The sequence below is a fragment of the Streptomyces sp. NBC_01478 genome, from assembly GCF_036227225.1.
GTDB lineage: Bacteria > Actinomycetota > Actinomycetes > Streptomycetales > Streptomycetaceae > Streptomyces.
In genome coordinates, this window is record NZ_CP109444.1 from 10,607,392 (window position 1) to 10,631,633 (window position 24,242).

Consider the following 24,242-nt stretch of genomic DNA (forward strand, 5'->3'; position numbering starts at 1 on the left):
GATGACGAACGACGACAACGCCGATGTTCTCGACTACCTCAAGCGGACATCGATCGAACTGATCGAAACACGCCGGCGCCTGAAGGAGCTGACGGAGGCCGCTGCCGAGCCCATCGCGATCGTGGGCGTCGCCTGCCGTTTCCCGGGAGGGGTGACGTCCCCGGAGGCGCTGTGGGACATGGTGCGGGCGGGCCGGGACGCGATGTCGGACTTCCCCGACGACCGCGGTTGGGACCTGGACGCTCTCTACGACCCGGACCCCGACCGCCCAGGCACCTGCTACACGCGCTCGGGCGGATTCCTGCACGACGCGGGCGACTTCGACGCCGACTTCTTCGGGATGAACCCGCGCGAGGCGTTGGCGGCGGACCCGCAGCAGCGGTTGCTGTTGGAGACCTCGTGGGAGTCGCTGGAGCGAGCCGGCATCGACCCGCAGACCCTGCGCGGCAGTGACACCGGCGTCTTCGCCGGAGTGGCGTACTTCGGGTACGGCAACCACTCCTTCACCCCCGAGGCCATCTCGGGCTACGGGCAGACCGGATCGCTCCTGAGCATGGCGTCCGGACGCGTCTCGTACGCGCTGGGCCTGGAGGGCCCGGCGCTGTCGACCGACACCGCGTGCTCGTCGTCGTTGGTGGCGGTGCACCAGGCGGTGCAGTCACTACGGCAGGACGAGTGCGCGCTGGCACTGGCCGGAGGCGTCACCGTCATGGCGACGACACAGGTGTTCCGGGAGATGTCGCGGCAGCGGGGCCTGGCGGTGGACGGCCGGTGCAAGGCGTTCGCCGACGCGGCCGACGGCACCGGCTTTTCCGAGGGCGTCGGGGTTCTGGTGCTGGAGCGGCTGTCGGACGCGCGGCGCAACGGGCGCCGGATCTGGGCGCTGATCCGTGGCTCGGCGATCAACCAGGACGGGGCGTCCAACGGGCTGACCGCGCCGAGCGGGCCGGCCCAACAGCGGGTGATCCGGGCGGCGTTGGCCAACTCGCGCATCCAGGCCACAGACGTGGATGTGGTGGAGGCCCACGGCACCGGCACCATGCTGGGCGATCCGATCGAAGCACAGGCGGTGCTGGCGACCTACGGGCAGGACCGGGACCCGGATCGGCCGCTGTGGCTCGGGTCGTTGAAGTCGAACATCGGCCACGCGCAGGCGGCCGCCGGCGTCGGTGGGATGATCAAGATGATCATGGCGATGCGCCACCGGACGATGCCCAGGACCCTGCACGTGGACCGTCCGACGACACATGTGGACTGGTCGGCCGGGGCGGTGGAGCTGTTGACCGGGTCCATGAAATGGCCGAGTGCTCCGGGACGGCCCCGGCGCGCGGGCGTGTCCGCCTTCGGGGCCGGCGGCACCAACGCGCACCTGATCCTGGAGCAGGCGCCAGAGGACGAGGCGGTGCCCGACGCGGTCGGTCAAGTGCCCGGCGGTGCGGACGGGTTGGTGCCCTGGATCGTCTCGGCGCGGTCGGCGGGGGCGCTGCGGGCCCAGGCGGAGAAGCTGCGCGACTTCGTCACAGCCGACGCGGACCTGGATGCCGTGGACATCGGCCGGTCGTTGGTGTCGAACCGGTCGCTGTTCGAGCATCGCGCGGTGGTACTGGGGCGCGGCCGGGACGAGTTGCTGAACGGCCTGGCGGCAGTGGGCGAGGGCACGGAGTCGGCCCGGGTGCTGCGCGGCCTCGCCGGTGACCTCGGGGGAACGGTCTACATGTTCCCGGGTCAGGGCTCTCAATGGGCCGGTGTCGCAAGGGAGTTGTACGAGGCATTCCCCGTCTTCGCGCGGAGCCTCGACGAGGTCTGCGAACGATTCGACGCCCAACTGTCCTTCGCGCTCAAGCCCCTCCTCCTCGCCGACGCGCCCCCGGAAGCCCGGGCCCGGCGGACCGACATCGCGCAGCCCGCGCTGTTCGCCCTGCAAGTCGCCCTGTACCGGCTCATGGTGGAGTTCTGCGGGCCGCCCGACCACCTGCTCGGTCACTCGGTGGGCGAGATCGCCGCCGCCCATGTGTCCGGCGCCCTCGACCTGAACAGCGCGACCAGGCTGGTGGCCGCCCGGGGGCGAGTCATGCAGACGGTCACCGAGCGCGGCGCGATGCTCGCCGTGCGCGCATCCGAGCACGACGTGAGCGCCCTGCTCGGCCCGTACGACCGCATCGGCATCGCCGCCGTGAACGGCCCCGACTCGGTGGTGGTCTCGGGCAGCCGCGACGAGGTCGTCGAACTCCGCGAACTCCTCGTGGCCGGCGGCACCTCGGCCAAGCTGCTGGAGGTCGACCACGCGTTCCACTCCCCGCTCATGGATCCGATCCTGGACGAGTTCGCGGCATCGATCGGCGGGTTCCCAGCGGGCGGGATGTCGATCTCGGTCGTCTCGACCAGGCTGGGCCGCGAGGCCACGCCGGAGGAACTGACGTCCGTCACGCACTGGGTGAACCACGTCCGCGAACCCGTCCGCTTCTACACCGCGGTGGAATGTGCCCGTACGGCCGGCGCGCACGTCTTCCTCGAACTCGGGCCGGGCTCCACGCTCACGAGCATCACCAGGGAGGCGTTCGCCGTCGCGGGAGTGGACGACGCGGTGGTGCTCGCGTCGTCGCGACGCAACCGCGGAGCGGTCGAGCCCCTGCTCGGCGCACTGGCCCAGTTCCACGTCCGGGGCGGGGCGGTCGACTGGGGCGCCCTGTTCGGCTCGCGCCACTCGGTGGACCTCCCGACGTACGCGTTCCAGCGGCACCGGTACTGGCTGGACTTCCAGGCGGAGGCGGGCGCCAGCAACATGGCCTCGGCCGGACTGTCCACGGCGGAACACCCGCTGCTGGGCGCCGTGGTGGACCACCCCGGCACCGACGAGGTGGAGTTCACCGGCCTATGGTCCCTGCGGACCCACGACTGGTTCGCCGATCACACCGCGTTCGGCGAGGTCGTCGTACCCGCCACCGCCTATCTGGACCTCGCGCTGTGGGCGGGCGACTTCGTCGGGTGCGCGGCCGTGGCGGAACTCTCCCTGGAAGTCCCGCTGATCCTTCCCGCCTCGGACGACGTCCGGGTACGCGTCGTCGTCGGCGCGCCGGAGGAGACGGGACACCGCTCCCTGGACGTGTACTCACACTCCACCGGAGACGACCCGACGACCGGCGGCTGGACGCGCCACGCGACGGGGAGCCTGACACCGGGCACGGCACTGAAACCTGACGCACCGTCACTCGCCGTCTGGCCGCCACCCGGAGCGAAGCGGCTCGACATCGATGGGCTTTACGACACGTTCATGGACGCGGGGTTCGACTACGGGCCGACGTTCCGCGGACTGCGGGAGGTGTGGCGGCGCGGTGACGAACTCTTCGCGACGGCCAGGCTGCCGACGGACGGTGAAGGCTCGCTCGGTGGCGGATTCGCCCTGCATCCGGCGCTGATCGACTCGGCGCTGCACGTCGTGGTGGCCGGCGGCGTCATCGCGGTGGACGGCGGCCAGGCCTGGATGCCCTTCTCCTGGTCCGGTGCGGAGCTGCTCGGGGAGTGCGGCCCGAGCGTGCGGGTCCGGATCTCCCCGGCCGGCGAGAGCGCGGTGGCCGTGACGATCGCCGACGACCACGGCCACGAGATCGCCCGCGTCGGGGCGTTGACGTTCCGGCCGACGAGCGCCGAGCAGCTGCGCTCGGCGCGCGGCGCACACGAGCAGTCGCTGTACGAAGTGGGATGGCGGTCGGTACAGCCGCCGGCGCGTCCAACTCCTCCCGGACAGTGGGGTGTTCTAGGCAACGCGAACGGCTTGGCCGCTCGGCTCTCCCGGCCGGGTGGTGATGAGAGCGCCGTGTTGTACGCCTCCATGGACGACGCCGTCGCCGGGGAGGCACCATGGCACCTCGTGCTCTGTCTGGACGACCTCGTCGCCGACGACCCCGATCTGCTCGCTACGGTCGGCGGCGCGGACACGCAGGTGCTGGAGCGGGTCCAGCGGTTCCTCGCCGAGGAGTCGCTCGCCGGATCCACGCTGGTGGTCCTCACCCGCCTGGCCCTCGCCACCGGCGGCGGAGAGCATGTCGAGAGCCTTCCGGGCGCCTCCGTGTGGGGTCTGATCCGGTCGGCCCAGACGGAGCACCCCGGCAGGTTCCGGCTGGTGGACGTCGATGACGAGGAGGCGTCCTGGGCGGGTCTGTCCGACGCCCTCGCCCTCGACGAGGACCAACTGGCCCTGCGAGGCGGCGCGTTCCTCGTGCCTCGCATGACGCGGGCCGCACCGGCGGCCAACCGGATCGAGCCGCCGGCGGTCGGCGCCCACCGGCTGGGCATCCCGGACAAGGGGACGCTGGAGAACCTGATCTGGGTCCCCTGCCCGGAGGCGGAGGCGCCGCTGACGAGCGGACAGGTCCGCGTCGCCGTGCACGCGGCGGGCCTCAACTTCCGGGACGTCACGATCGCCCTGGGGCTGGTGGCGAGGACCGCCATCGACGCGGGCATCGGCAGCGAGGGCGCCGGCACCGTGATCGAGGTGGCGGACGACGTCACCGGCCTCGCACCGGGCGACCGCGTCATGGGCATCTTCTCCGGCGCCTTCGGTCGCGTGGCCGTGGCCGATCACCGCATGCTCATGCCCATCCCGGAAGACTGGAGCTATGTAGAGGCCGCGTCGGTGCCGGGCGCCTTCCTCACCGCCTACTACGCCCTCTTCCGTGTGACCAACCTGGAGAAGGGCCAACGGATCCTCATCCACGCCGCAGCCGGCGGTGTGGGAATGGCGGCCGTACAACTGGCGAAGCACGTCGGTGCCGAGATCTTCGGAACCGCGAGCCCGGCCAAGTGGCCCGCACTGCGCGATCTGGGGCTGGACGATGCGCACCTTGCGTCGTCGCGGGACCTGGAGTTCGCGGACACGTTCCTGGAATCCTCGGGCGGTCGCGGCGTGGACGTCGTACTGAACTCGCTCGCGCACAGCTTCGTCGACGCCTCGCTGAGGCTGCTGCCCGAGGGCGGGAGCTTTGTCGAGATGGGCAAGACGGACATCCGCGAGCCCGGGCAGGTGGCGGCCGACCATCCGGGCGTCGACTACCGGGCCTTCGACCTCTACGAGGCCGGCCCGGACCGGATCAGTGAGATGTTCCGGGCCGTCATGGAGCTGTTCGCCGACGGGCGGGTGCGGTTCAACCCGATCGCCGTCCGGAACATCCGCGACGCACGCACGGCGTTTCGCGAGATGAGCCAGGGCCGCCACACCGGGAAGATCATTTTCGATCTGGGCAGCGGCTACGGCGGCGGGACCGTTCTGGTCACCGGCGGAACCGGGGGAGTCGGTTCACTGGTGGCCCGGCATCTCGTCGCCGAACACGGCGTCCGGAGCCTGGTGCTGGCCGGCCGCCGGGGAATGGCGGCCGACGGGGCCCCGGAGCTGGTCTCGGACCTGGAGAAGGCGGGGGCACGCGTCAAGGTCGTGGCATGCGATGTCGCGGACCGGGCCGCCGTGGCGGACCTCCTCGCCGACATGCCGCCCGCGTACCCGCTGACGGCCGTCCTGCACGCTGCGGGAGTGCTCGCGGACGGCACCGTCGAATCGCTGACCGCCGAGAGCCTCGACCACGTACTGCGCGCCAAGGTCGGCGGCGCGGTCAACCTGCACGCGCTGACCAAGGAACACCACCTCTCCGCGTTCGTCCTGTTCTCCGCGCTCGCGGGCACACTCGGCACCGGAGGACAGGCCAACTACGCGGCGGCGAACGGCTTCCTGGACGGTCTGGCGGCGTGGCGCAGGGCGTCCGGCCTCGTCGGCACGTCCCTGTGCTGGGGCTGGTGGCAGCAGCCGAGCGGTATGACCGGGCACTTGAACGACGTCGACCGCTCGCGGGTCCGGCGGCTGGGCGTCGCCGAGATGCCGGCACCGGAAGCCCTGGCCCTGCTCGACTCGGCACGCGCGATCGACAGGCCCGTGCTCATCCCGGCCCGGCTGGACCTCCCCGCCCTGCGCAACACGACCGGAGCCGAACTGCCGCTCCTCCTGCGAGATCTGGTCGACGCCGGCCGCACCCGCCGCAGGCCGACGGGCATGAGCGGGGGCGGTTCCCTCCTCGGCCTGCCCGACGGACTGGCCGCCTTGGCGCGGGACGAGGCGGAGACCGCCGTACTGGACTGGATCCGCCTGCAGTCCGCCCTCGTGCTCGGACATCCGTCCGGCGCGACCGTCGACGCCGACCAGGCGTTCACCCACCTCGGATTCGACTCGCTGACCTCCGTAGAGCTGTGCAACCGCCTCGCGTCGGCAACCGGACTGCACCTGCCGACCACGCTCGTCTTCAGCTACCCGACACCACGCGACCTGGCCCGGCACCTGCTCGGCCTGCTGCGTCCGGTGTCCGACACGAGCACGGCCGAGGACGCGGAGATCCGCGAAGCACTGCGGACCGTCCCGATCGACAGCCTGCGCCGGGCGGGGCTCCTGGAGCTGGTCCTGGCCTGCGCCGAACCACGCCGGCCGGACGCGGACAGCGGCGCGGACGAACTGGGGGCCATGGACCTGGAAGCGCTCGTCGACCTGGCACTGGACGAGAGGGGCAAGTGACATGAACAACTCCGCGGAGCGTACGGCGGAGGGCGGGGACCGGGTCGAACGGGCGCTCCGCACACTGCTGGAGGAACGCGACCGCCTCCGGCACGAGAACGAGGCCCTGAAGGCGGGCCGTGGCGAGCCGATCGCCGTCGTGGGCATGGCGTGCCGCTACCCGGGAGGCGTGTCGTCGCCCGAGGACCTGTGGGACATGGTCCGCGACGGCCAGGACATGGTGCGGGAGTTCCCGGCGGACCGCGGCTGGCCGGAGGTGTACGACCCGGATCCCGACACGGTCGGCGGCTCGTACACGCGTCACGGCGGATTCCTGACGGACGTGGCCGACTTCGACGCGGACTTCTTCGGCATCAGCCCACGCGCCGCGCTCGCGATCGATCCGCAGCAACGCCTGCTGCTCCAGACCTCGTGGGAGGCCTTCGAGCGGGCGGGCATCGTTCCCGCCGAGGTGCGCGGTACCGACGTCGCCGTCTTCACGGGGGCCAGCTCGTCCGAGTACGGCGCACGCTTCCTGGAGGGCAGCAAGAACGAGCTGGAGGGCTACCTGCTGCACGGCAGCGCGTTGAGTGTGGCCTCCGGCCGGGTCGCCTACGAACTGGGCCTGACCGGGCCCGCGTTGACCGTGGACACGGCTTGTTCGTCGTCGCTGGTGGCCCTGCATCTGGCCGTTCGGTCACTGCGCTCGGGGGAGTGCTCCCTCGCGCTGGCGGGCGGGGCGTCGGTGATGTCGACGCCCGCGATCTTCGTCGAGTTCTCCCGGCAGCGCGGACTGTCGCCCGACGGCCGGTGCAAGTCCTTCGCGGAGGGCGCCGACGGCACCGGCTGGGCCGAGGGGGTGGGCGTGCTGCTCCTGGAGCGGTTGTCCGACGCCCGCCGCAACGGCCACCCGGTCCTGGCCGTCGTCCGCGGTACCGCGGTGAACCAGGACGGGGCCAGCAACGGACTGACCGCGCCCAACGGCCTCGCCCAGGAGAAGGTCATCCGGCAGGCACTGGCCAACGCCGGGATCACGCCCGCCGAGGTGGACCTGGTCGAAGCCCATGGCACCGGAACGGCGTTGGGCGATCCCATCGAGGCAGGCGCACTGCTGGCCGCCTACGGGCAAGGCCGGACCGAGGGCAGGCCCCTCTGGCTCGGGTCCCTGAAGTCGAACATCGGCCACACCCAGGCCGCGGCCGGAGTCGCCGGTGTCATCAAGACGGTGATGGCCCTGCGGCACGGCTTCCTGCCCAAGACCCTGCACGCGGCCACCCCCTCACACCACGTCGACTGGTCCTCCGGTGCGGTCGAACTCCTGGCCGAGGGGCGTGCCTGGCCCCCGACCGACGGACCGCGCCGGGCCGCGGTGTCGTCGTTCGGAGTCAGCGGCACCAACGCGCATGTGATCCTGGAGCAGGAATCGCCCCTGGAGCGGACGGACGCACACGGTCCGGGCCCGGGCGTCGTCGGTGGACTGGTGCCCTGGGTGGTGTCCGGCAGGAGCGCGGCGGCCCTGGAGCGGCAGGCGGCGGCACTGCGCGACTTCGCCGCCGCAGACGAGGATCTCGATGTCGTCGACGCCGGCTGGTCGTTGGTGTCGAGCCGGTCGCGGTTCCAGCATCGCGCGGTGGTGCTGGGGCGCGGCCGGGACGAGTTGCTGAGCGGCCTTGCGGCGCTGGCCGAGGGCACGGAGTCCGTCGGTACGGTCCGCGGCGTGGCGGGGGACCTCGGTGGCACGGTCTTCATGTTCCCGGGGCAGGGATCGCAGTGGGTCGGCATGGGCCAGCAGCTGTACGACGCCTTTCCGGTCTTCGCCCGAAGCCTCGACGACTGCGCGGCCGCACTGGCCGAGTGGGTCGACTGGTCCCTGCTCGATGTCGTGCACGGCGTGGAAGGGGCGCCGACACTGGACCGGGTGGACGTGGTTCAACCCGCGTTGTTCTCCGTGATGGTGTCCATGGCCGCCCTGTGGCGGTCCTGGGGTGTGGAACCGGCCGCGGTGGTGGGGCACAGTCAGGGCGAGATGGCGGCTGCCCATGTCTGCGGTGCGCTGTCATTGCGCGACGCCGCCAAGATCGTGGCGCTGCGCAGCAGGGCCCTGGTGAGTCTGGTCGGGCACGGCGGGATGGCCTGGGTCGCGGAGTCCCCGGATCTCGTGCAGGCATGTCTGACTCCCTGGCACCAGCGGCTGAGCGTCGCCGTCGTCAACGGACCCCGCTCGGTGGTGGTTTCAGGAGAACCGGACGCACTCGACGAATTCGTCGAGAAGATGAAAGCCGAAGGCGCACAGGCCCGGCGCATATCCGTCGACTACGCCTCGCATTCGCACCAGGTGACGCGGGTCCGCGATCAGGTGATCGGACCGCTGTCCGACGTCGACCCCAAAACCTCGGCACTGCCCTTCTACTCCACTCTGTACGGCGAGAAAATCGATACCGCGGGCCTGAACGCCGCCTACTGGTACAACAATCTGCGCGAGAAGGTCCTCTTCGAGTCCTCCGTCCGACGCCTGGTCGACGACGGCTTCCGGGTGTTCGTCGAGATGAGCCCGCACCCCGTGCTGGCCGTCCCGGTGCAGGAGATGGTCGAGGAGGTCGACGACGCGCTGGTCCTGTCGTCGTCGCGGCGGGACCGGGGCGAGGTCGCGGCCGTGCTCGGCTCACTGGCCCAACTGCACGTCCGGGGCGGGTCCGTGGACTGGGACGCCCTCTTCGGTGCGCGGAGGCGGGTGGACCTGCCGACGTACGCGTTCCGGCGACAGCGGTACTGGTTGACCTCCGCGCCTACGGCGGCCGCACCGGAGGTGGCCGCCACGGAGCCTTCCGTGGATGATGACCAGGCCGTTCCTCTGGCGGAGCGGCTGTCCGGTCTTCCCGAGGGCGACGCGCGGGCACTCGTGCTGTCCCACGTCCTGGAAAGGGTCGCGGTCGTGCTTGGCCGGTCCTCCGATGAAATCCTCGACCCCGACCTGGAGTTCAAGGACAGCGGATTCGACTCGTTGCTCTCGGTGGAACTGAGTAAACGTCTGGCGGCCTCGACCGGGCTCAAGTTGCGGGCCAATCTGGTGCTGCGATACCCCTCACCGAGACTGGTCGCCGTGCACATCGCGACCTCGATGGCCGACCGCGACCGGCAGTGATCCCACCGTGTTCCGGGTGCCTTCCACCCCTGTAGGGCCGTCCCGTCGACGGGACACCGTGAGTTCTTCGTTGAGGAGATGATCTGTGTGCGTTCGTTCAGTACGTCGTCCGCGCAAAAAGGGCTGTGGCTGGCGCAGAAAATGTCTCCCGACACGCTGAACCACGCGATGTTCCTGTGGGATGTGGACGGCGAATTGGATGCCGCGGCCATGGAATCCGCATTCCGGCACGTGCTGGAGGAAGCGCAAGTACTGCGCGTCAACTTCGTCGAAGAGGACGGCGAATTGCGACAGGTTCCCCATGAACTGGGGGACTGGCGGCCGTTCTTCATGGATGTCGGCGACGCGGCCGATCCCGAGCAGGCGGCCCGTGAGGCGCTCGCAGACCTGGTGGGCCGGCCGTTCGACCTGGAGCGCGATTTGCTGTTCCGGCTGGGCGTGGTAGCCCTCGCGCCGACCCGCTCCCTCGTGGTGATCGCCTACCACCACCTCGTGTCGGACGGATACGGCGCGGGCGGCCTGCTGTCCGGGCGCCTCGCCGAGGTGTACACGGCGTTGGTGCGGGGCGAGCGGATACCGGAACTGCCACACCTGTGGGACGTCGAGTCGTTCGCGGCCCAGGGGGCCGAATACCTGACCTCGGAGACGTTCACCGACGACACGGAGTTCTGGCGCACCTACCTGACGGACCCGCCCTCGCCCGCCCAGCTCCCGCGCGTCGCCCTGTCCGACAGCACGCGGACCGCGCTCGGCGAACCCCTGAGCAGCGCCGACCGCTGGTCGCAGCTGGCCGACTCCATCGGCATGGCGAGCCGCACGCTGACCGTCCCGCGTGCCGAGGCGGACACCTGGACCGAAGCCGCGAAGTCCATGGGCGTGTGGATGTCGTCGCTCCTCGCCGCGGCCGTGGCGGTGCTCGTGCGGCACCGCTGCGAGCAACCGGAGTTCCTCCTCTCGCTGGCCGTGGGCAATCGCGCCGGAGCGGCCGCCGAAACGCCGGGCGTGGCCGTGAACGTGGTGCCGATGCGGGTGCGGGTCCCGCTCGACGCGACCTTCGCCGGGATCGCCGACGCGGTGCTCGACGAGACGTACGAGATCTTCGGTCACACCGCCTGCCACTACTCGGACATCCAGCGAGCCGCCGGAACCGTCCTCAACGGCCGCGGCAGTTTCGGCACCGTCATCAACGTCGTCGACTTCGCAGAGCAGCTCCACTTCGCCGGCCGACCGGCGCGGCACATCGGCGCGACGATCGGAGCCTTCGACGAGCTCTCGGTCGGCGTGCACACCGACGGAAGCGCCGACAGTGACCTGTTCCTCCGGCTCGACGCCCCCACGCTTCTGTACTCCGGCGCCGAACTCCGCTTCATCGGCACCGAGTTGATGGCGTACCTCCGCGCCCTGCTGGCCGCCGGCCCACAACTGCCGGTCGGTGCGCTGGACGTGGTGAGCGGCGCCGAACGGGACCGGGTGCTGAGGACACCGGACGACGTCGGCGTCCCGGGGCTGACGGTGCCGGAGCTGTTCGCCCGTCAGGTGGCGCGAGCCTCCGAAGCCGTCGCGCTGCTGTCCGGCGAATCGGCGCTCTCGTACCAGGAGTTGGACGAGCGATCGAGCCGGCTGGCCCGGGTGCTGCGACGACGGCAGGTCGGACCCGAGACGGTCGTGGCGGTGGCGCTGCCTCGATCGGCGGACCTGGTCGTGGCCCTGCTGGGAGTGGCGAAAGCGGGCGGGGCGTACCTGCCCATCGACCCGACGCAACCGGCGACGCGGATCAGGCCCGTGGTCAAGGACGCTGGGGCACGTCTGCTGCTCACCGACGCGGTGACCGCCGACGCGCTCTCCGCCGAGCTGGAGGTCCCGGCGGTCGTGTTCGACGACATCAGGCCGGATCCCGGCGACGACGGCGACGGCGTGCGGGAGACACCGGTCCCGCCGTACGCGGACGGCCTGTTGGCCGTGCTGTACGGCTCCGAGGCGACGGGCGCGGCCATCGGAATCGGGGTGACGCACCGGAACGTGCAGCGGCTCGTCATGGAGCACACCCCGCTCGAAGGCAGGCCCGACATCGTGCTGTGGCATGCGCCGCCCACCTCCGAGGCGCTCGCCCTCGAAGTGTGGCTGCCGCTCCTGAGTGGCGGCCAGGTGGTCGTGGCTCCTCCGGGCGAGCCGCACCTCGACACGCTGACCGAGCTGCGAGCGGCGAACGAGGTCTCCGCGATGTGGCTGCCCCCGAGCCTGTTCTCGGCGATCGCGGCGGAACGCCCCAAGTGGATCGCCGGGTTGCGCGAGGTGTGGACCGGCGGGGACCGGGTGTCCGCCGCCGCCGTGCGACGGGTCCGGGAGGCCTGCCCCGAGGTGACGATCGCCAACGGCCACGGTCCGACGGAGACGACCGTCTTCGCCGTGTCCCACCGGCTGGACCCGGACGAACCCGTACGGCCCCCCGGCGCGGTAGCTCGCCCGGCGGACGGCACCGCCTGCTACGTGTTGGGACCGGGCCTGGCGCCGGTCCCCGAGGGCGTGACCGGAGAACTGTATGTGGCCGGACCAGGCGTGGCACGCGGCCGTCCCGGGCGACCGGGGCCGACCGCGGAGCGTTTCGTGGCCTGCCCATTCGGTCCACCCGGCGGGCTCATGTACCGGACCGGCGACCGGGCGCGATGGCGCACCGACGGCCTCGTCGAGTACGTGGGGCGGGCCGACGTACAGGCCGAGAGCCGTGGTGTCCGGGTCGAGCCGGCCGAGATCGAGGAGGCGCTGTCCGAGCACCCCGGGCTGGCACAGGCAGTGGTGGTCCCCAGGAAGGACGACACCGGACAGCGTCGGCTGGTGGCCTACGCGGTTCCCGTGCGCGACCGCGAGACCGCCCTCACGGCCGCGGAACTGCGCCGGTTCGCCGCGGAACGCCTGCCCGAGTTCATGGTCCCCTCGGCGTTCGTGCTGCTGGAACGCCTGCCGGTCACGGTCGGCGGGAGGGTGAACCGCGCGTCGCTGCCGGCGCCTGTGTTCGAAGGCGGGCGGTACCGGGCACCGCGCAACGACACGGAACGCGTCCTGGTCGAGGCCTTCGCCGACGTCCTCCAACTGGACCGGGTGGGCATCGACGCGGACTTCTTCGACCTCGGCGGCAACTCGCTGCGGGCGATCAGACTGGTCGGTCTGATCCGGGCCGAGCTGAAACTGGAGGTGTCCATCCGAACCCTGTTCGCGGCCCGCACCGTCGCCGGTCTGTCGGACAGGTGGAAGGACCTCGCGAAGTCGAGCAGGCCGACCCTGCGCAGAAGGACGAAAGCGGGCGAAGTCCTCTGAGCGTCCGTCGTGCGGCAATCAAGTCGCAAACAAATGTCTGGTGTACGTATGCATTTGTGTCCCGCCGGCGGGACACAAATGCACTGACCGCACGGACGTACCTTGAATTACTCGCGGTGCCGGGTCTACGTTGGCGGCGCGACCGATGAAAATGCCAACCCGTCTGGACGTGGGAGTTTCTTGGAGCGGAAGATTACCGGTCGAAGATGCGAACAGTGCACCGTGCAGCCATGCCAGCGGGAGAATTCTCTATGGGTAATCGTGAACACGAGATCTACGACGTGGTCGGCATCGGGTTCGGTCCGTCCAACCTTTCGCTCGCCATCGCTCTGGAAGAACACGGGGCGGCTGATTCGGAAAACGAGATCAGCGCCCTCTTCTTCGAGCGGCAACCCACTTTCGGCTGGCACCGCAACATGCTGCTGCCGACGACGACCATGCAGATATCCTTTCTCAAGGACCTGGTTACCTTCCGCAATCCGACGTCGAGTTTCAGCTTCATCGCCTATCTGCACGCGTCGGGGCGGCTCCCGCAGTTCGTCAACAACCAGGACTTCTTCCCCACCCGCCAGGAGTTCCACCAGTACCTGGAGTGGGCGCAGGCCCGGGTGGCCGACCGCATCGCCTACGGCTCGGACGTGACGTCGATCCGGCTGCCGCGTGGCGCCGTCCCTGAGCTGTCGGACCGGCTGCGGCTGGAGGTCGCGGACGCCAACGGCAGGGCCGGCCGCGTGGTCGAGGCACGGAACGTGGTCATCTCCACCGGCCTGGTCCCGAGCATGCCCGAGGGAACCGAGCGCGACGAACGCGTGTGGCACAGCTCCGAGTTCTTGGAGAAGTACCGCCGGATGGACCCCCGGGAGCTGCGCCGGGTGGCGGTGGCCGGAGCGGGACAGAGCGCCGCCGAGATCACCAGGTTCCTGTACGACGAACTCCCGCACGCCCAGGTCTGGTCGGTCATCCCGTCGTACGGCTACTCCGTCGCGGACGACACCCCCTTCGCCAACCAGGTCTTCGACCTGGAGGCCGTCGACGACTACTACTTCGGCACCGAGCAGACCCGCGAGGCGTTCTGGCGGTACCACCGCAACACCAACTACTCGGTCGTCGACGACGACGTGATCAGGGATCTGTACCGCAGGTCGTACGACGACGAGGTGCGGGGCGTCAGCCGGCTGAAGTTCCTCAACCTGACGCGGATCACCGGCGTCAAGCGCGTCGGCGCCGAGACCCGGGTCTCCCTCCAGGGCGGCCCCGACGCCGAGGTGTCCGAACTCGACTTCGACGCCCTTGTCTGCGCCACTGGATACGAGGCCATGGAGCCCACGGGCCTGCTCGGCGATCTCGACCGCCTCTGCCTCCGCGACGAGGCGGGCCGGTACCGGGTGGAGCGGGACTACCGCATCGTCACCGCCCCCGAGGCCCGGTGCGGCATCTATCTCCAGGGCGGTACCGAACACACCCACGGCCTGACCTCCTCGCTGCTGTCGAACATCGCGGTACGCAGCGGCGAGATCGTCGACTCGATCGCCGCCCGGCGCGCGGGACACGACGTCGAGCAGGCCGTCCTCGCCGAGGTCGGCGGGGACACCCGTTGAACACCCGCAAAGCCCGCGACGGAAAGGGGGCCTCGCGATGAGGAGCCCGGTGGAAGAGCGGTGGGTACGCCGCTACCGCGACGACGACGGGTGCGAGACGAAACTCGTCTGCTTCCCGCCCGCCGGCGCCGGAGCGAGCGCGTTCCGCACCTGGGCTCTGGGGCTGCCCTCGGACATCGGCGTGCTCGCCATCCGGTACCCGGGCCGCGAGGACCGGTTCGGCGATCCGTTCCCGCCCAGGCTGGAAGCCCTCGCGGACGAGATTGCCGAGGCTCTCGGCGAACTGACGCGGCACCGGCTGGTGTTGTTCGGCCACAGCATGGGGGCCTCGGTGGCGCATGAGGTGGCGCTGCGCTTCCAGGAATGGGGCTGTCCGCCGGCCGCCCTGTGCGTGTCCGGCAGACGGGCCACCCACGCGCTGGCCGGCCGGCAGATGATCTCCGGCACGGACGAGGAGATCATCGCCCATGTCGTGAGCTTCGACGCGAGCCGTGCCGCGGTCTTCGCGGACTCCGACCTGAGTGAGATCGTGCTCCCCGCGGTCCGCGCGGACTATCACCTGGTGGACGACTATTCCGGCGGCCCCCGTCCCATGCTCGAATGCCCGGTCTACGGCTACACCGGTGACGAAGATTCCGAAGTCACCCCGGAACAGATGCGCCGCTGGGCGGAACTGACACACGGCGACTTCCGGCTCCGGGTATTTCCCGGCGGGCATTTCTATCTCAGGTTCGAAGAGGCCACACTGCTGGCGGACCTGAGCGAGATACCGGAAATGAAGAGTTCCGCACAAGGACCACCTCGTGACGCCTTCGACGCCATGGGGAAAACGGTCTGATCGTTCTACTCCCGGGAACCCACCTGCACGGCGGTTTCATGAGCGACCTTGGCCTAGGGATGGCAGATGGCAGGTAAATCGACAACGGCGACCGTGTCCCGTCCGCACTCCTCGCTGTGGGGCGGCCCGGCGGATCCGCCGTGTCTGCTGGAGGCATTCGCCGTGACGGCGGCGGCGCGGCCGGGCGCTGTCGCGGTCCGCGACGAGGACCAAGAAGTGACGTACCACGACCTGACCCGGTGGATCGGGCACATCGCCACGCTCCTGGTGGACCACGGAATCCGTCCCGGCGACCGGGTGGCGATCACCGGCTCACGAAGCGCCGCGATCGTGGCCGCCATGCTCGCCACCGTGCGTCTGGGCGCCACGTATGTGCCGCTCGACGCCGACTACCCGGTGCGGCGCCTTGAGCACATGAAGACCGACAGCGGCGCCAAGCTGCTGCTGTTCGCCGGCCCCGAGCCCGAGTTCGCGACCGGCGTGCCGTCCCTGCCCATACCGTCGGCACCGGACCGGACGACGGCGACCGCGCCCGACGACACAGCCGTGCCGCGGCACGCGTGCCAGGCCGACCTGCCCGTCTACATCATCTACACCTCCGGGTCCACGGGCCTCCCCAAGGGCGTCGTACTGCCGCACCGCTGCATCGACAACATGGCGGAATGGCAGCGGAGCCACTCGGTCCGGCCGGACCTGCGCACCGCCCAGTTCACACCGCTCAACTTCGACGTGTGGTTCCAGGAGGTCCTCGGCACCCTGGGCGGCGGGGGAACGCTGGTGATCATGCCGGAGCCGCTGCGCCGCGACCCGATCGCCCTGCTCGACTGGCTGGCGGAGCAGCGGATCGAGCGCCTGTTTCTGCCGTACGTGGCCCTGAACATGCTGACCGCTGTTGCCGCCGCGGCCGAGTCGCTGGACGGTCTCGCGCTCCGGGAGGTCAACATCGGCGGCGAGCAACTTGTCTGCACGCCGACCGTAAAGGACTTCTTCCGGCGCCTGTCCGGCTGCCGGCTGAACATCCACTACGGCCAGAGCGAGTCCGCCATGGTCACCGCGTACACGCTGACCGGGCCGCCCGAGGAGTGGCCGACGCTGCCGCCGATCGGGAGCCCGCTGCCGGGCTGTGAGCTGATCGTCGAGCCGGTCGACGAGGCCGAACCGGCAGTGGGGGAGCTGCTGGTGGCGGGCCTGCCGCTCTCGGCCGGCTACCTCAACCAGCCCGATCTCACGGCTGCGCGCTACATCCCGGTCGCCCTCGCCCACCCCGGCCGCAACCGGGCCTTCCGTACAGGCGACCTGGTGCGTGTCGAGGACGACGTCATCCACTACGTCGGCCGCGCCGACAACGAGGTGAAGATCCGCGGAATCCGGGTGAACCCACTGGAGGTGGACGCCTGTCTGCTGGCACAGCCGGGTGTCACGGAAGCGGTGTGCGTGCCGCTCCAAATAGCCGAGGGTTCACGGCAGTTGCGGGCCGCCGTCACGGTCGACGGCGAGGAAACGGCCTTCGATGCCGACCGGGCGCTGGCCGACCTGACCGCACTGCTGCCCAGGCAATCGGTACCGATCTCCATCACCGTACTGCCGGAACTGCCACGTACACCGAGCGGCAAAGCGGACCGCAAGGCGGTCGCCCAGACCCTCGCGGACCTTCACCTGCAAGGCCATGGACAGCACAACCGCCAGCGCGGAAAGGGGTAGGCAATGGAAGGCGACTTCGAGACGGAGACGGAACGTCAGCTCGCGACGATCTGGGCCGACGTCCTCAAACTGGACAAGGTCGGGCGCGACCAGGATTTCTTCAGTCTTGGCGGGGACTCTCTGCTGGCCACCAAGGTGGTTCTGGAGGCCCGCCGATTCTGGAAGATCGATTTCACGGTCCGCGTCCTGATCGACACGCCGGTTCTCGCCGGCCTGGCCGAACGCATCGATCTGCTGACCGACCAGGCCGGGACGCCCGCGTCCTAGCGCCCGGCAGGAACGCGCACGGATGTCTGTGAAACGGCAGGCCGGAGTCCGCGAGAAAAAGCCGTTGCACCTTTCGTACCCACGTAAATCGACAAGCTGACGGCACAGGATTCGGGGCGGAGGTCCGGAATGCTCATCAAAAACATCCCGATAAGGACCGGGAGCAGCCACCAGGAGCGCAGGAAAGTCGTGCTCGTGGAGGTTCCCACCTACGAGAACATCCTGCCGCTCGCGTCTGGCTACATTCAGGCGTGCGCGCAGGAGGACGTCGAAGTCGGGTCGACCCATTCCTTCGAAATAGTTTCCTACCCGGTGACCGATGACCGGCACAAGCTCCTGGAGGAACTGGCCGGGAAATACGCACAGGTTTATACCTTCAGCTGCTACATCTGGAACATGAAGCTGGTCAGCTGGCTGCTGAGGGAACTGCGGGAACGGCAGCCGCAGGCCCACTACCTGCTCGGTGGACCGCAGGTGATGAACCACGCCGCCACCTACCTCGCGGGCGAGCCGGAGAACGTCTATGTGTGCAACGGGGAAGGGGAGCGCACCTCCGTCGAGTTCCTCAGGCAGCTCAACAGCCCGACGCCCGACATGCACCAGGTCCCCGGTCTCAGCTTCTGGTCCGCCGGCGAGCTCGTCACGACGGAACCCGCACCGCGGATCAGCAATCTCATGGAAATTCCCTCGCCCTTCCTCACCGGCGTCTTCGACGGCCGCGAGTTCAGCATGGGGATCCTGGAGACGAACCGCGGCTGCCCCTTCCGCTGCACCTTCTGCTACTGGGGTGCGGCCACCAACTCGAAGGTGATCAAGTTCGAGGAGGAACGGATCAGGGCCGAGCTGGACTGGATCGCCGAGAACGGGCTCTCCGGACTGTTCATCGCCGACGCCAACTGGGGGCAGTCACCCCGTGACGTGGAGATGACCGAGCACATCGTGAAACGCAAGAAGGAAGTCGGCTACCCGTTGGTCGTCTACATGGCGGCCACCAAGAACCGGCCGGAACGCATGGCGCAGATCACCGAGATCTTCGTACGCGGCGACCTCATGGTGACGCAGCCCATTTCGCTCCAGACGCTGAACCCCGAGGCCCTCAAACTCATCGAGCGGTCCAACATCCGCGAGGAGACCTTCGTCGAGCTTCAGCGCACGCTCAGGGAAAAGCAGATCAGTTCCTATGTCGAACTGATCTGGCCGCTTCCGGGCGAGACCCCCGAGTCGTTCAAGGACGGGTTGACGAAGTTGTGCCGGTCCTACGCCGACACCGTCATCGTCTATCCGCAGCTTCTCCTGCACAACACTCCCATGTACAACCAGGTGGAACAGTACGGCCTGACCACGGAACCCGTTCCGAGCGAGGTGGCCGAGGCGGAGGTCGTGGTCGCCACGAACTGGGTGTCGAAGGAGGAGTGCCGCGACGCGTACTGGCTTTACCACGCAATGCACACGATCTACAACATGCGTGGCCTGTTCCTGCTCTCCGGTTATCTCGATGCCGCCGGCATCGTCTCCTACGGCGATCTGTTCGACAGCGTCGCGCGTTTCATGCGGCAACAGACGGATTCCGAGGTGCTTCACCTCATCGCCACGTCATTGGCCGACCTGACGAACTACGACGTGCTCCTCAGCGGAAAGATCGGGCACATGATCCTCAGCACCCATCGTGAGGAGTTCGACAGGGTGCTGGTCGACTACGTCACGACCCAGAAGTGGTGGTCGGACCCGATGGCCCGGCAGGCGTTCGAGATGGACCTGCTGGCACGGCCCTACATCTACCGCGAACCGGTGAGCGTCCCGGACTACGAGTTCACGGAGGTCACTGTGCACGGCCTGGGCGATGCGGAGACCTTTATCGTGGAGGTCTCCGCCGAGCTGGCCCGGCTGCTGACCGAGCGCGAGATGCTCGACGCCGACGTACAGGGCGACGCCGTATCAGGACGGGTCGAGCTGCGGATCAACCACCATGCCCGGCAGAAGATGCCCTACATGCCGCAGCGGAGCCTTGAGCACAACGCCAACTATTGTCACGGCACCGTACTGCGCTTTCGCGAGATCCTGCCTTTCGTCGAGGCTCACGCACCTGACGCCGTGGAGGGTGCGGTAGTTGGCTGACCTTGCTGCCATGGTCCGGTCGGGCATGCGGGGTCATGTGCTCCGGCGGTGAGGTCTTTCAAGGCCACGCTGACGGTGCTGGACGTGCCCGATCGGAGTAGGCGGAATCGCGGGCGTTCGGCTGCTCCGAGTCACCCGGCAGAGCCACTCGGCCGTGATCCTGTGGGGCACGAACTGCCGGGTCGTGCCCTCGGCCTGTAGGGCCGTCGAATGGATCATGGCTGGACGGCCGGCGGGCCGTGATCATCGCTGGGCCGTCTTTCGACCGCGCGGGCCCAGCTGCTGACAGGCAGTCACCCGCCCAGGATGCGCTTCGTCGTGCCCCCACGGGACCTGTCGGCCTGGCACGCCGACAGGTCCCGCGGAGCTGGCCCACCCGCAGTGCGCTCCCGAACTGTGGCGTCCTCGCGCGGGCCAGCCGTCGACTTCAAGCTCCTCTTCCGAGGCCGGGACGCCAAGTTCACCGATACGTTCGTAGCCGTGCTCGCGGCGACCGGGATCCTCAGGGCGCGAGTCCGGGTCCCTCACACGATCGCGGTCACGGAACGCCGGACGCGCCGTCGGCATCGGGAGTTGCAGAAGCCGCCGCCTGCCGGGCCCGGCATCTGCCCGCTCCAGGGAAGAACGCCCGGGTTCTGTGTCGGGACCGACTCGGCGTCCTGATCCATGAAAATTCTCAGGTCGCATGTGATGACGTGAGTATTCTCAGGCTTGCAGTGGTTACTGCGATATTCCGATGCTTTCGGCGCGCATGTCGTCGAGCGCCGACGCGATGACCTGGACTCCGGCAGCGATGGTGTCCGGATCGGGAGTGATGCTGATGCGGAAGCACTGCTGGGCGTGGCGGCCGAGGCTCTGGCTGGGCTCGGCGTCGGTGAAGAAATGTCTTCCCGGCACGACGAAAACGCCCCTGCGCTTGAGCGTCTCGTACAGACGCAAGTCGTCGAACCACTCCTCGTCCACCCAGACCCAGCAGAACATGCCGCCCTCGGAGGCGTGCAAGTGCCAGGCGATGTCCTCTGGCAGGGTCTCCGCCAGCAGCGACTCGACGAATTTCCTGCGCTCGGCGTAGAAGGGGCCGATGACCGATGCGACGAGCATGTCGAGGACGTCGGACCGCAGCGCGTGAGTCAGCGTCGACTGGACCAACTGAGGGGCGTGTAGCGCTGAGTTGGACAAGAACGAGACGATCGGGTCGATGTGTTGCTCATCGGCGATGGCGAAGCCCAGGCGCTCTCCTGGAAGTCCGGCCTTCGAGAGGGAGAAGACATTGATGACGTGTTCGTCCCGGATCGGCGCTGTCGATGGTCCGCCGATGGCGGGGAAAGGAGCGCCGTACGCGTTGTCGACCACGAGCGGCACGTCGTGGCTGTGGGCGGCAGCGACAAGCCGCTGTATCTCGTCGTGTGACGCGCAGCGGCCGGCCGGGTTGCTCGGGCTGGACAGCAGCATGAGCCCGACGTCCGTCAGCCCCTCAAGGCTAGGCAGATCAAATAGATAGCGGAACGACCGGTCGTCCTGGAGGTGTAAGACGGGCTCAACTCCCGTGACTCCACCGGGCGTTAGGGAAAGGCCTTGGTAGCCCGTGTAGTCGGGGGTCATCGGCAGGACAAGCCTGGTGTCGCGGGTCGCGCCCGCCCCGGTGAAGAGCGCCGCGGCGATGAAACAGAGCATCTGGCTGCCGGGACCCACCACGATGTTGCGCGGCTCGATACTCCAGCCGTAGCGCTTGTTGAAATAGTCGGCGATCGCGTCGACGAGTTCCGGCAGTCCGCGTGACGGTCCGTATCGGCAGCTGACATTTCCGAAGGAGGCGACCAGCGCTTCGGTGGTCATCCGTTGCCAGGTGTCCATCACCTTGGGTATGGCTGCGGGATTGCCTATGCCGAGGTTGAGCCACTCCGTTCCAGTGGCGGAGCCAGTGGTCGTGGCGATGTCATCCATGATGAGCCGAAGCCCTGACAGACTGGCCATTTTAGTTCCGGACCGGGACAACTCCACGGGAGGCATCCTTTCCTGTCACTGCCGGCGGCCGGCGAGCGAGGCGGTTGTGGCGCAAACGGTTCAGAGCTCGACGCTGTGTCAACGCCTCCTGGGCGTGGTGGGAGTGCATCCCGTCGGCGCGGCGCCCCTGCCGGCGTGTCCCACGTCGTTTCGTCCTCACCCCGCTGCGCCTCTGACGTCGTGAAAACACCCCCACGTTCACGGAAGCGGATCAGCTGGTCAAGACAGTGCCGGCACCAGGAGGGCAAGCCGCCGGCGAACTTGCCTTGTCCCGCTGGCGGGACAGTCCCACGGGTCGGGAATTGTCCCTGACACCGGCGGAGGATCGTCCAACGGGGGAGCGGATTCCGGTCGGTGCGTGCTCTTGAGGACGAAGAACAACAGGAAGAGCGGGACCACGGCGAAGCGGCCGTTGGCCACTCAGATGCCATCCAACCGGGCCGTTTCAGCAGACACCTCTCTGACGGCCCATCAGTACCATCCCGCATGCGCTTGCCGAGGCCGTCGAAATGACGGGCACTCGGTAACGCGCTCTGCTCGGCCGACTGCGGGCACATGATGCGGACGTCCACGCCGTACTCGACCAGGGAATGGGCCTGCGGCTCCTTGCCCGTCGGCTCTCGGCCTGGCCCGTAGCGCCGCCTGGCGCACGTGGCCACCGCGGACGAACTGCTGGTCGTGCGGTCGGACCGGCCTGCCCAGTGTTCTCGATCCGTTCGAGCCCCTTCTCCACCAGCGGAGGGTCGCACCGCCGAAGTCCGTCCGCGCGGGAGGCGAACGGCGGGCTCACGCGTCATTCCGACAGACTCGACGATGGCCGGAACGGCAAGGTGAAGCTGTTCAAGCGGCAACTGTTCGGCTGGGCCGACGCTGACCGGCTCCGTAACGGAACACAGGTTGCCCCGACTTTGGCGTCATCTCATCGCCCGAGAGCGTCGCAGGGGATCCGTACGCTACTTACCAACTTGGCTGAGCGTGATTTTCGCGGGCAACCGACTGCCGGGTTACCGAGGCCTGTCGGTGCGGTTCCGGTCCGACGCTGGACTGCCCCTTGTCCGTCCTCGCCGGGGATGACGCTTCCCATGTCGTCCAGGGGAAGGACCTTGCTTCATCTCCTGCACCACGTGAACGTACCGATCTCGCGGGCGTCCCGGGCCGGCCCTTACATCTCGACCGTCACGGTGACGCCCGAGCGTCCGTGGCCGATTCCGCTTCTTGCTACCTGGAGTTCCAGGCCTCTGCATGCGTGCACGTTCCGTTGTGGGGCTACCGTGTCATCGCGTGGTGTCGGAAGGCATTCGCGCCCGAACGGTGGGTACCCCATCGACGTTCTCCGGGCCGATGCCGGAAGGAGCCTGCACGGCAGACGGATTCCGGATGCGCAGTTCGACACGATGCGCGCACGGCGAGGCCGAAGGGCGAGGTGTCCGCCGTGTTGAGGGCGGGTCAGGATCCACTGCAATACCCGGCAGTACGGGCCCGTGCCCCGGTCGCTCGCACCCCGGGGACGGAAGTGAGAACCCCCGGTGAAGCGAAGACCTGCGTCGTTCGGGCTGCCGTCCGCACCAGGCCGGCGGCCGCAGACATCCCGAAGGCGGCCCGCTATGCCGACGTACAACACCCCCTCACCTGTCCGGGTGGCGCTCAGGCTGGCGTTCGGCCAGGTTCGGATCGTTGCGAGTGACCGCGCGGAGACGTTGGTCGAGGTGTATCCGTGCGACAGCGACGACCAGGACGATGTACAGACCGCGGCACAGTTGCGTATCGGCTACGCCGACGGTCGGCTGCTCGTGAACGTCCCGGAGCTGGCTGGGAACGTCGGCGCGGTCATCGTGGTGATAGCTGTGCCAACCGGATCAAGCGTGCATGGCCGGGGAATGGTGGCGGACTTTTTCGCGGTGGGAGAGCTGGGTGAGTGCCGGCTCAGCACGGGTCTGGGGCGCATCAGGCTCCACCGCACTGGCAGTCTGCAACTGGCCGCCGCCCTCGGTGACATCGCGGTCGACTGTGCGTCCGGTGCTGTCGAGGCAACGGCGGACCGGGGCGACGTCAATCTGGGCCTGGTCGAGGGCAGGACCACGATCAGTGCGAAGGGCGAGGGTGACGCGACCGTGAAAGAGGCGCGCGGTATCGCCTGTCTGCATGCGGAGAAGGGGGCCATCAGGATCGGCCGAGCGTACGCCGACGTGGAGGCCCGAACAACACAAGGAGACATCGATGTTGGGGAGGTGGCGCAAGGAAACGTGGTCGCCTCCACCACATTCGGTAGCATCCGGGTCGGTGTGGCCGAGGCCAGCCGTGCACACCTGTCTCTCGATTCCGTCGCAGGCACCGTCTATACGGCACTGTCACTCCTGAATGCGTGCGAGCAGGCCGAAGAGGTCGTGTGCGTCCAGGCCCGGACCGTGATCGGCGACGTCGTGGTGAAACATCCCGACGGGGAATGAGCCCCGTCGCAACCGATGACTGACGTCCTGGTGTTCGTGACCGTATGAGAAGCGTTGTCGCGCAGTCGATCAGGCCCGCCCTCCAAGGGGCCAGTGGAGACTGACGTAGTGCCACACCGCCACACTCATGGCGTCAGCGTTGCTTCGTTTCCGCTCGGCTGCGTTCATCCGATCAGGGCTTTGTCCCCCGTTAGTGCTTGGCAAGCACCAGGCTTGCGCGAGAGCCAATGTGGTGCCATGCTGGCGCCATTGGATTCACCGCCATACATGGCAATCTGAGTTCGCGTCC

10 protein-coding genes are annotated in these 24,242 nt (G+C 68.8%); 9 read left to right on the plus strand and 1 reads right to left on the minus strand.

Annotated features, from left to right (window positions below; translation table 11 throughout):
• The first annotated feature begins 1 nt into the window (after position 1).
• From OG223_RS47150 to OG223_RS47185, 8 genes are all read left to right on the plus strand, one after another.
• Positions 2-6,550, plus strand: coding sequence for a type I polyketide synthase (locus tag OG223_RS47150; RefSeq protein WP_329263197.1), 6,549 nt, complete (start codon positions 2-4; stop codon positions 6,548-6,550).
• Position 6,551: 1 nt separating this feature from the next.
• Positions 6,552-9,671 carry a type I polyketide synthase gene (locus tag OG223_RS47155; protein WP_329263199.1) on the plus strand — a complete coding sequence of 1,040 codons (3,120 nt, stop codon included), beginning with the start codon at positions 6,552-6,554 and terminating at the stop codon, positions 9,669-9,671.
• A gap of 78 nt (positions 9,672-9,749) precedes the next feature.
• Positions 9,750-12,983, plus strand: a complete 3,234-nt coding sequence (locus tag OG223_RS47160) for a non-ribosomal peptide synthetase (RefSeq protein WP_329263201.1) — start codon at positions 9,750-9,752, stop codon at positions 12,981-12,983.
• Positions 12,984-13,234: 251 nt separating this feature from the next.
• The gene (locus OG223_RS47165) at positions 13,235-14,581 is read left to right on the plus strand and encodes a lysine N(6)-hydroxylase/L-ornithine N(5)-oxygenase family protein (protein ID WP_329263202.1); all 1,347 of its coding nucleotides are present in this window, start codon (positions 13,235-13,237) and stop codon (positions 14,579-14,581) included.
• A 37-nt stretch (positions 14,582-14,618) separates the two neighbouring features.
• The gene (locus OG223_RS47170) at positions 14,619-15,419 is read left to right on the plus strand and encodes a thioesterase II family protein (protein WP_329263204.1); all 801 of its coding nucleotides are present in this window, start codon (positions 14,619-14,621) and stop codon (positions 15,417-15,419) included.
• 66 nt (positions 15,420-15,485) lie between these two features.
• Positions 15,486-17,120, plus strand: coding sequence for an AMP-binding protein (locus tag OG223_RS47175; RefSeq protein ID WP_329263206.1), 1,635 nt, complete (start codon positions 15,486-15,488; stop codon positions 17,118-17,120).
• 3 nt (positions 17,121-17,123) lie between these two features.
• A complete protein-coding gene (locus tag OG223_RS47180) occupies positions 17,124-17,387 on the plus strand; it encodes a phosphopantetheine-binding protein (protein WP_329263208.1) in 264 nt (87 codons plus the stop codon).
• A gap of 129 nt (positions 17,388-17,516) precedes the next feature.
• The gene (locus tag OG223_RS47185; RefSeq protein ID WP_329263210.1) at positions 17,517-19,502 is read left to right on the plus strand and encodes a B12-binding domain-containing radical SAM protein; all 1,986 of its coding nucleotides are present in this window, start codon (positions 17,517-17,519) and stop codon (positions 19,500-19,502) included.
• Positions 19,503-20,222: 720 nt separating this feature from the next.
• On the opposite strand, the gene OG223_RS47190 is transcribed toward OG223_RS47185, so the two are convergent.
• Complete coding sequence (locus OG223_RS47190; protein ID WP_329263212.1) at positions 20,223-21,512, minus strand: valine--pyruvate transaminase; 1,290 nt, start codon at positions 21,510-21,512, stop codon at positions 20,223-20,225.
• Positions 21,513-23,110: 1,598 nt separating this feature from the next.
• Here OG223_RS47190 and OG223_RS47195 point away from each other — a divergent pair.
• Positions 23,111-23,953, plus strand: a complete 843-nt coding sequence (locus tag OG223_RS47195) for a DUF4097 family beta strand repeat-containing protein (RefSeq protein ID WP_329263214.1) — start codon at positions 23,111-23,113, stop codon at positions 23,951-23,953.
• The last annotated feature ends 289 nt before the right edge of the window (positions 23,954-24,242 follow it).

Bases quoted from the DNA above. Each gene is read 5' to 3' on its own strand.
- OG223_RS47150 (WP_329263197.1), top strand. From the start codon at position 2: ATGACGAACGACGACAACGCCGATGTTCTCGACTACCTCAAGCGGACA.
- OG223_RS47155 (WP_329263199.1), top strand. From the start codon at position 6,552: ATGAACAACTCCGCGGAGCGTACGGCGGAGGGCGGGGACCGGGTCGAA.
- OG223_RS47160 (WP_329263201.1), top strand. From the start codon at position 9,750: ATGATCTGTGTGCGTTCGTTCAGTACGTCGTCCGCGCAAAAAGGGCTG.
- OG223_RS47165 (WP_329263202.1), top strand. From the start codon at position 13,235: ATGGGTAATCGTGAACACGAGATCTACGACGTGGTCGGCATCGGGTTC.
- OG223_RS47170 (WP_329263204.1), top strand. From the start codon at position 14,619: ATGAGGAGCCCGGTGGAAGAGCGGTGGGTACGCCGCTACCGCGACGAC.
- OG223_RS47175 (WP_329263206.1), top strand. From the start codon at position 15,486: ATGGCAGGTAAATCGACAACGGCGACCGTGTCCCGTCCGCACTCCTCG.
- OG223_RS47180 (WP_329263208.1), top strand. From the start codon at position 17,124: ATGGAAGGCGACTTCGAGACGGAGACGGAACGTCAGCTCGCGACGATC.
- OG223_RS47185 (WP_329263210.1), top strand. From the start codon at position 17,517: ATGCTCATCAAAAACATCCCGATAAGGACCGGGAGCAGCCACCAGGAG.
- OG223_RS47190 (WP_329263212.1), bottom strand. From the start codon at position 21,512: ATGCCTCCCGTGGAGTTGTCCCGGTCCGGAACTAAAATGGCCAGTCTG.
- OG223_RS47195 (WP_329263214.1), top strand. From the start codon at position 23,111: ATGCCGACGTACAACACCCCCTCACCTGTCCGGGTGGCGCTCAGGCTG.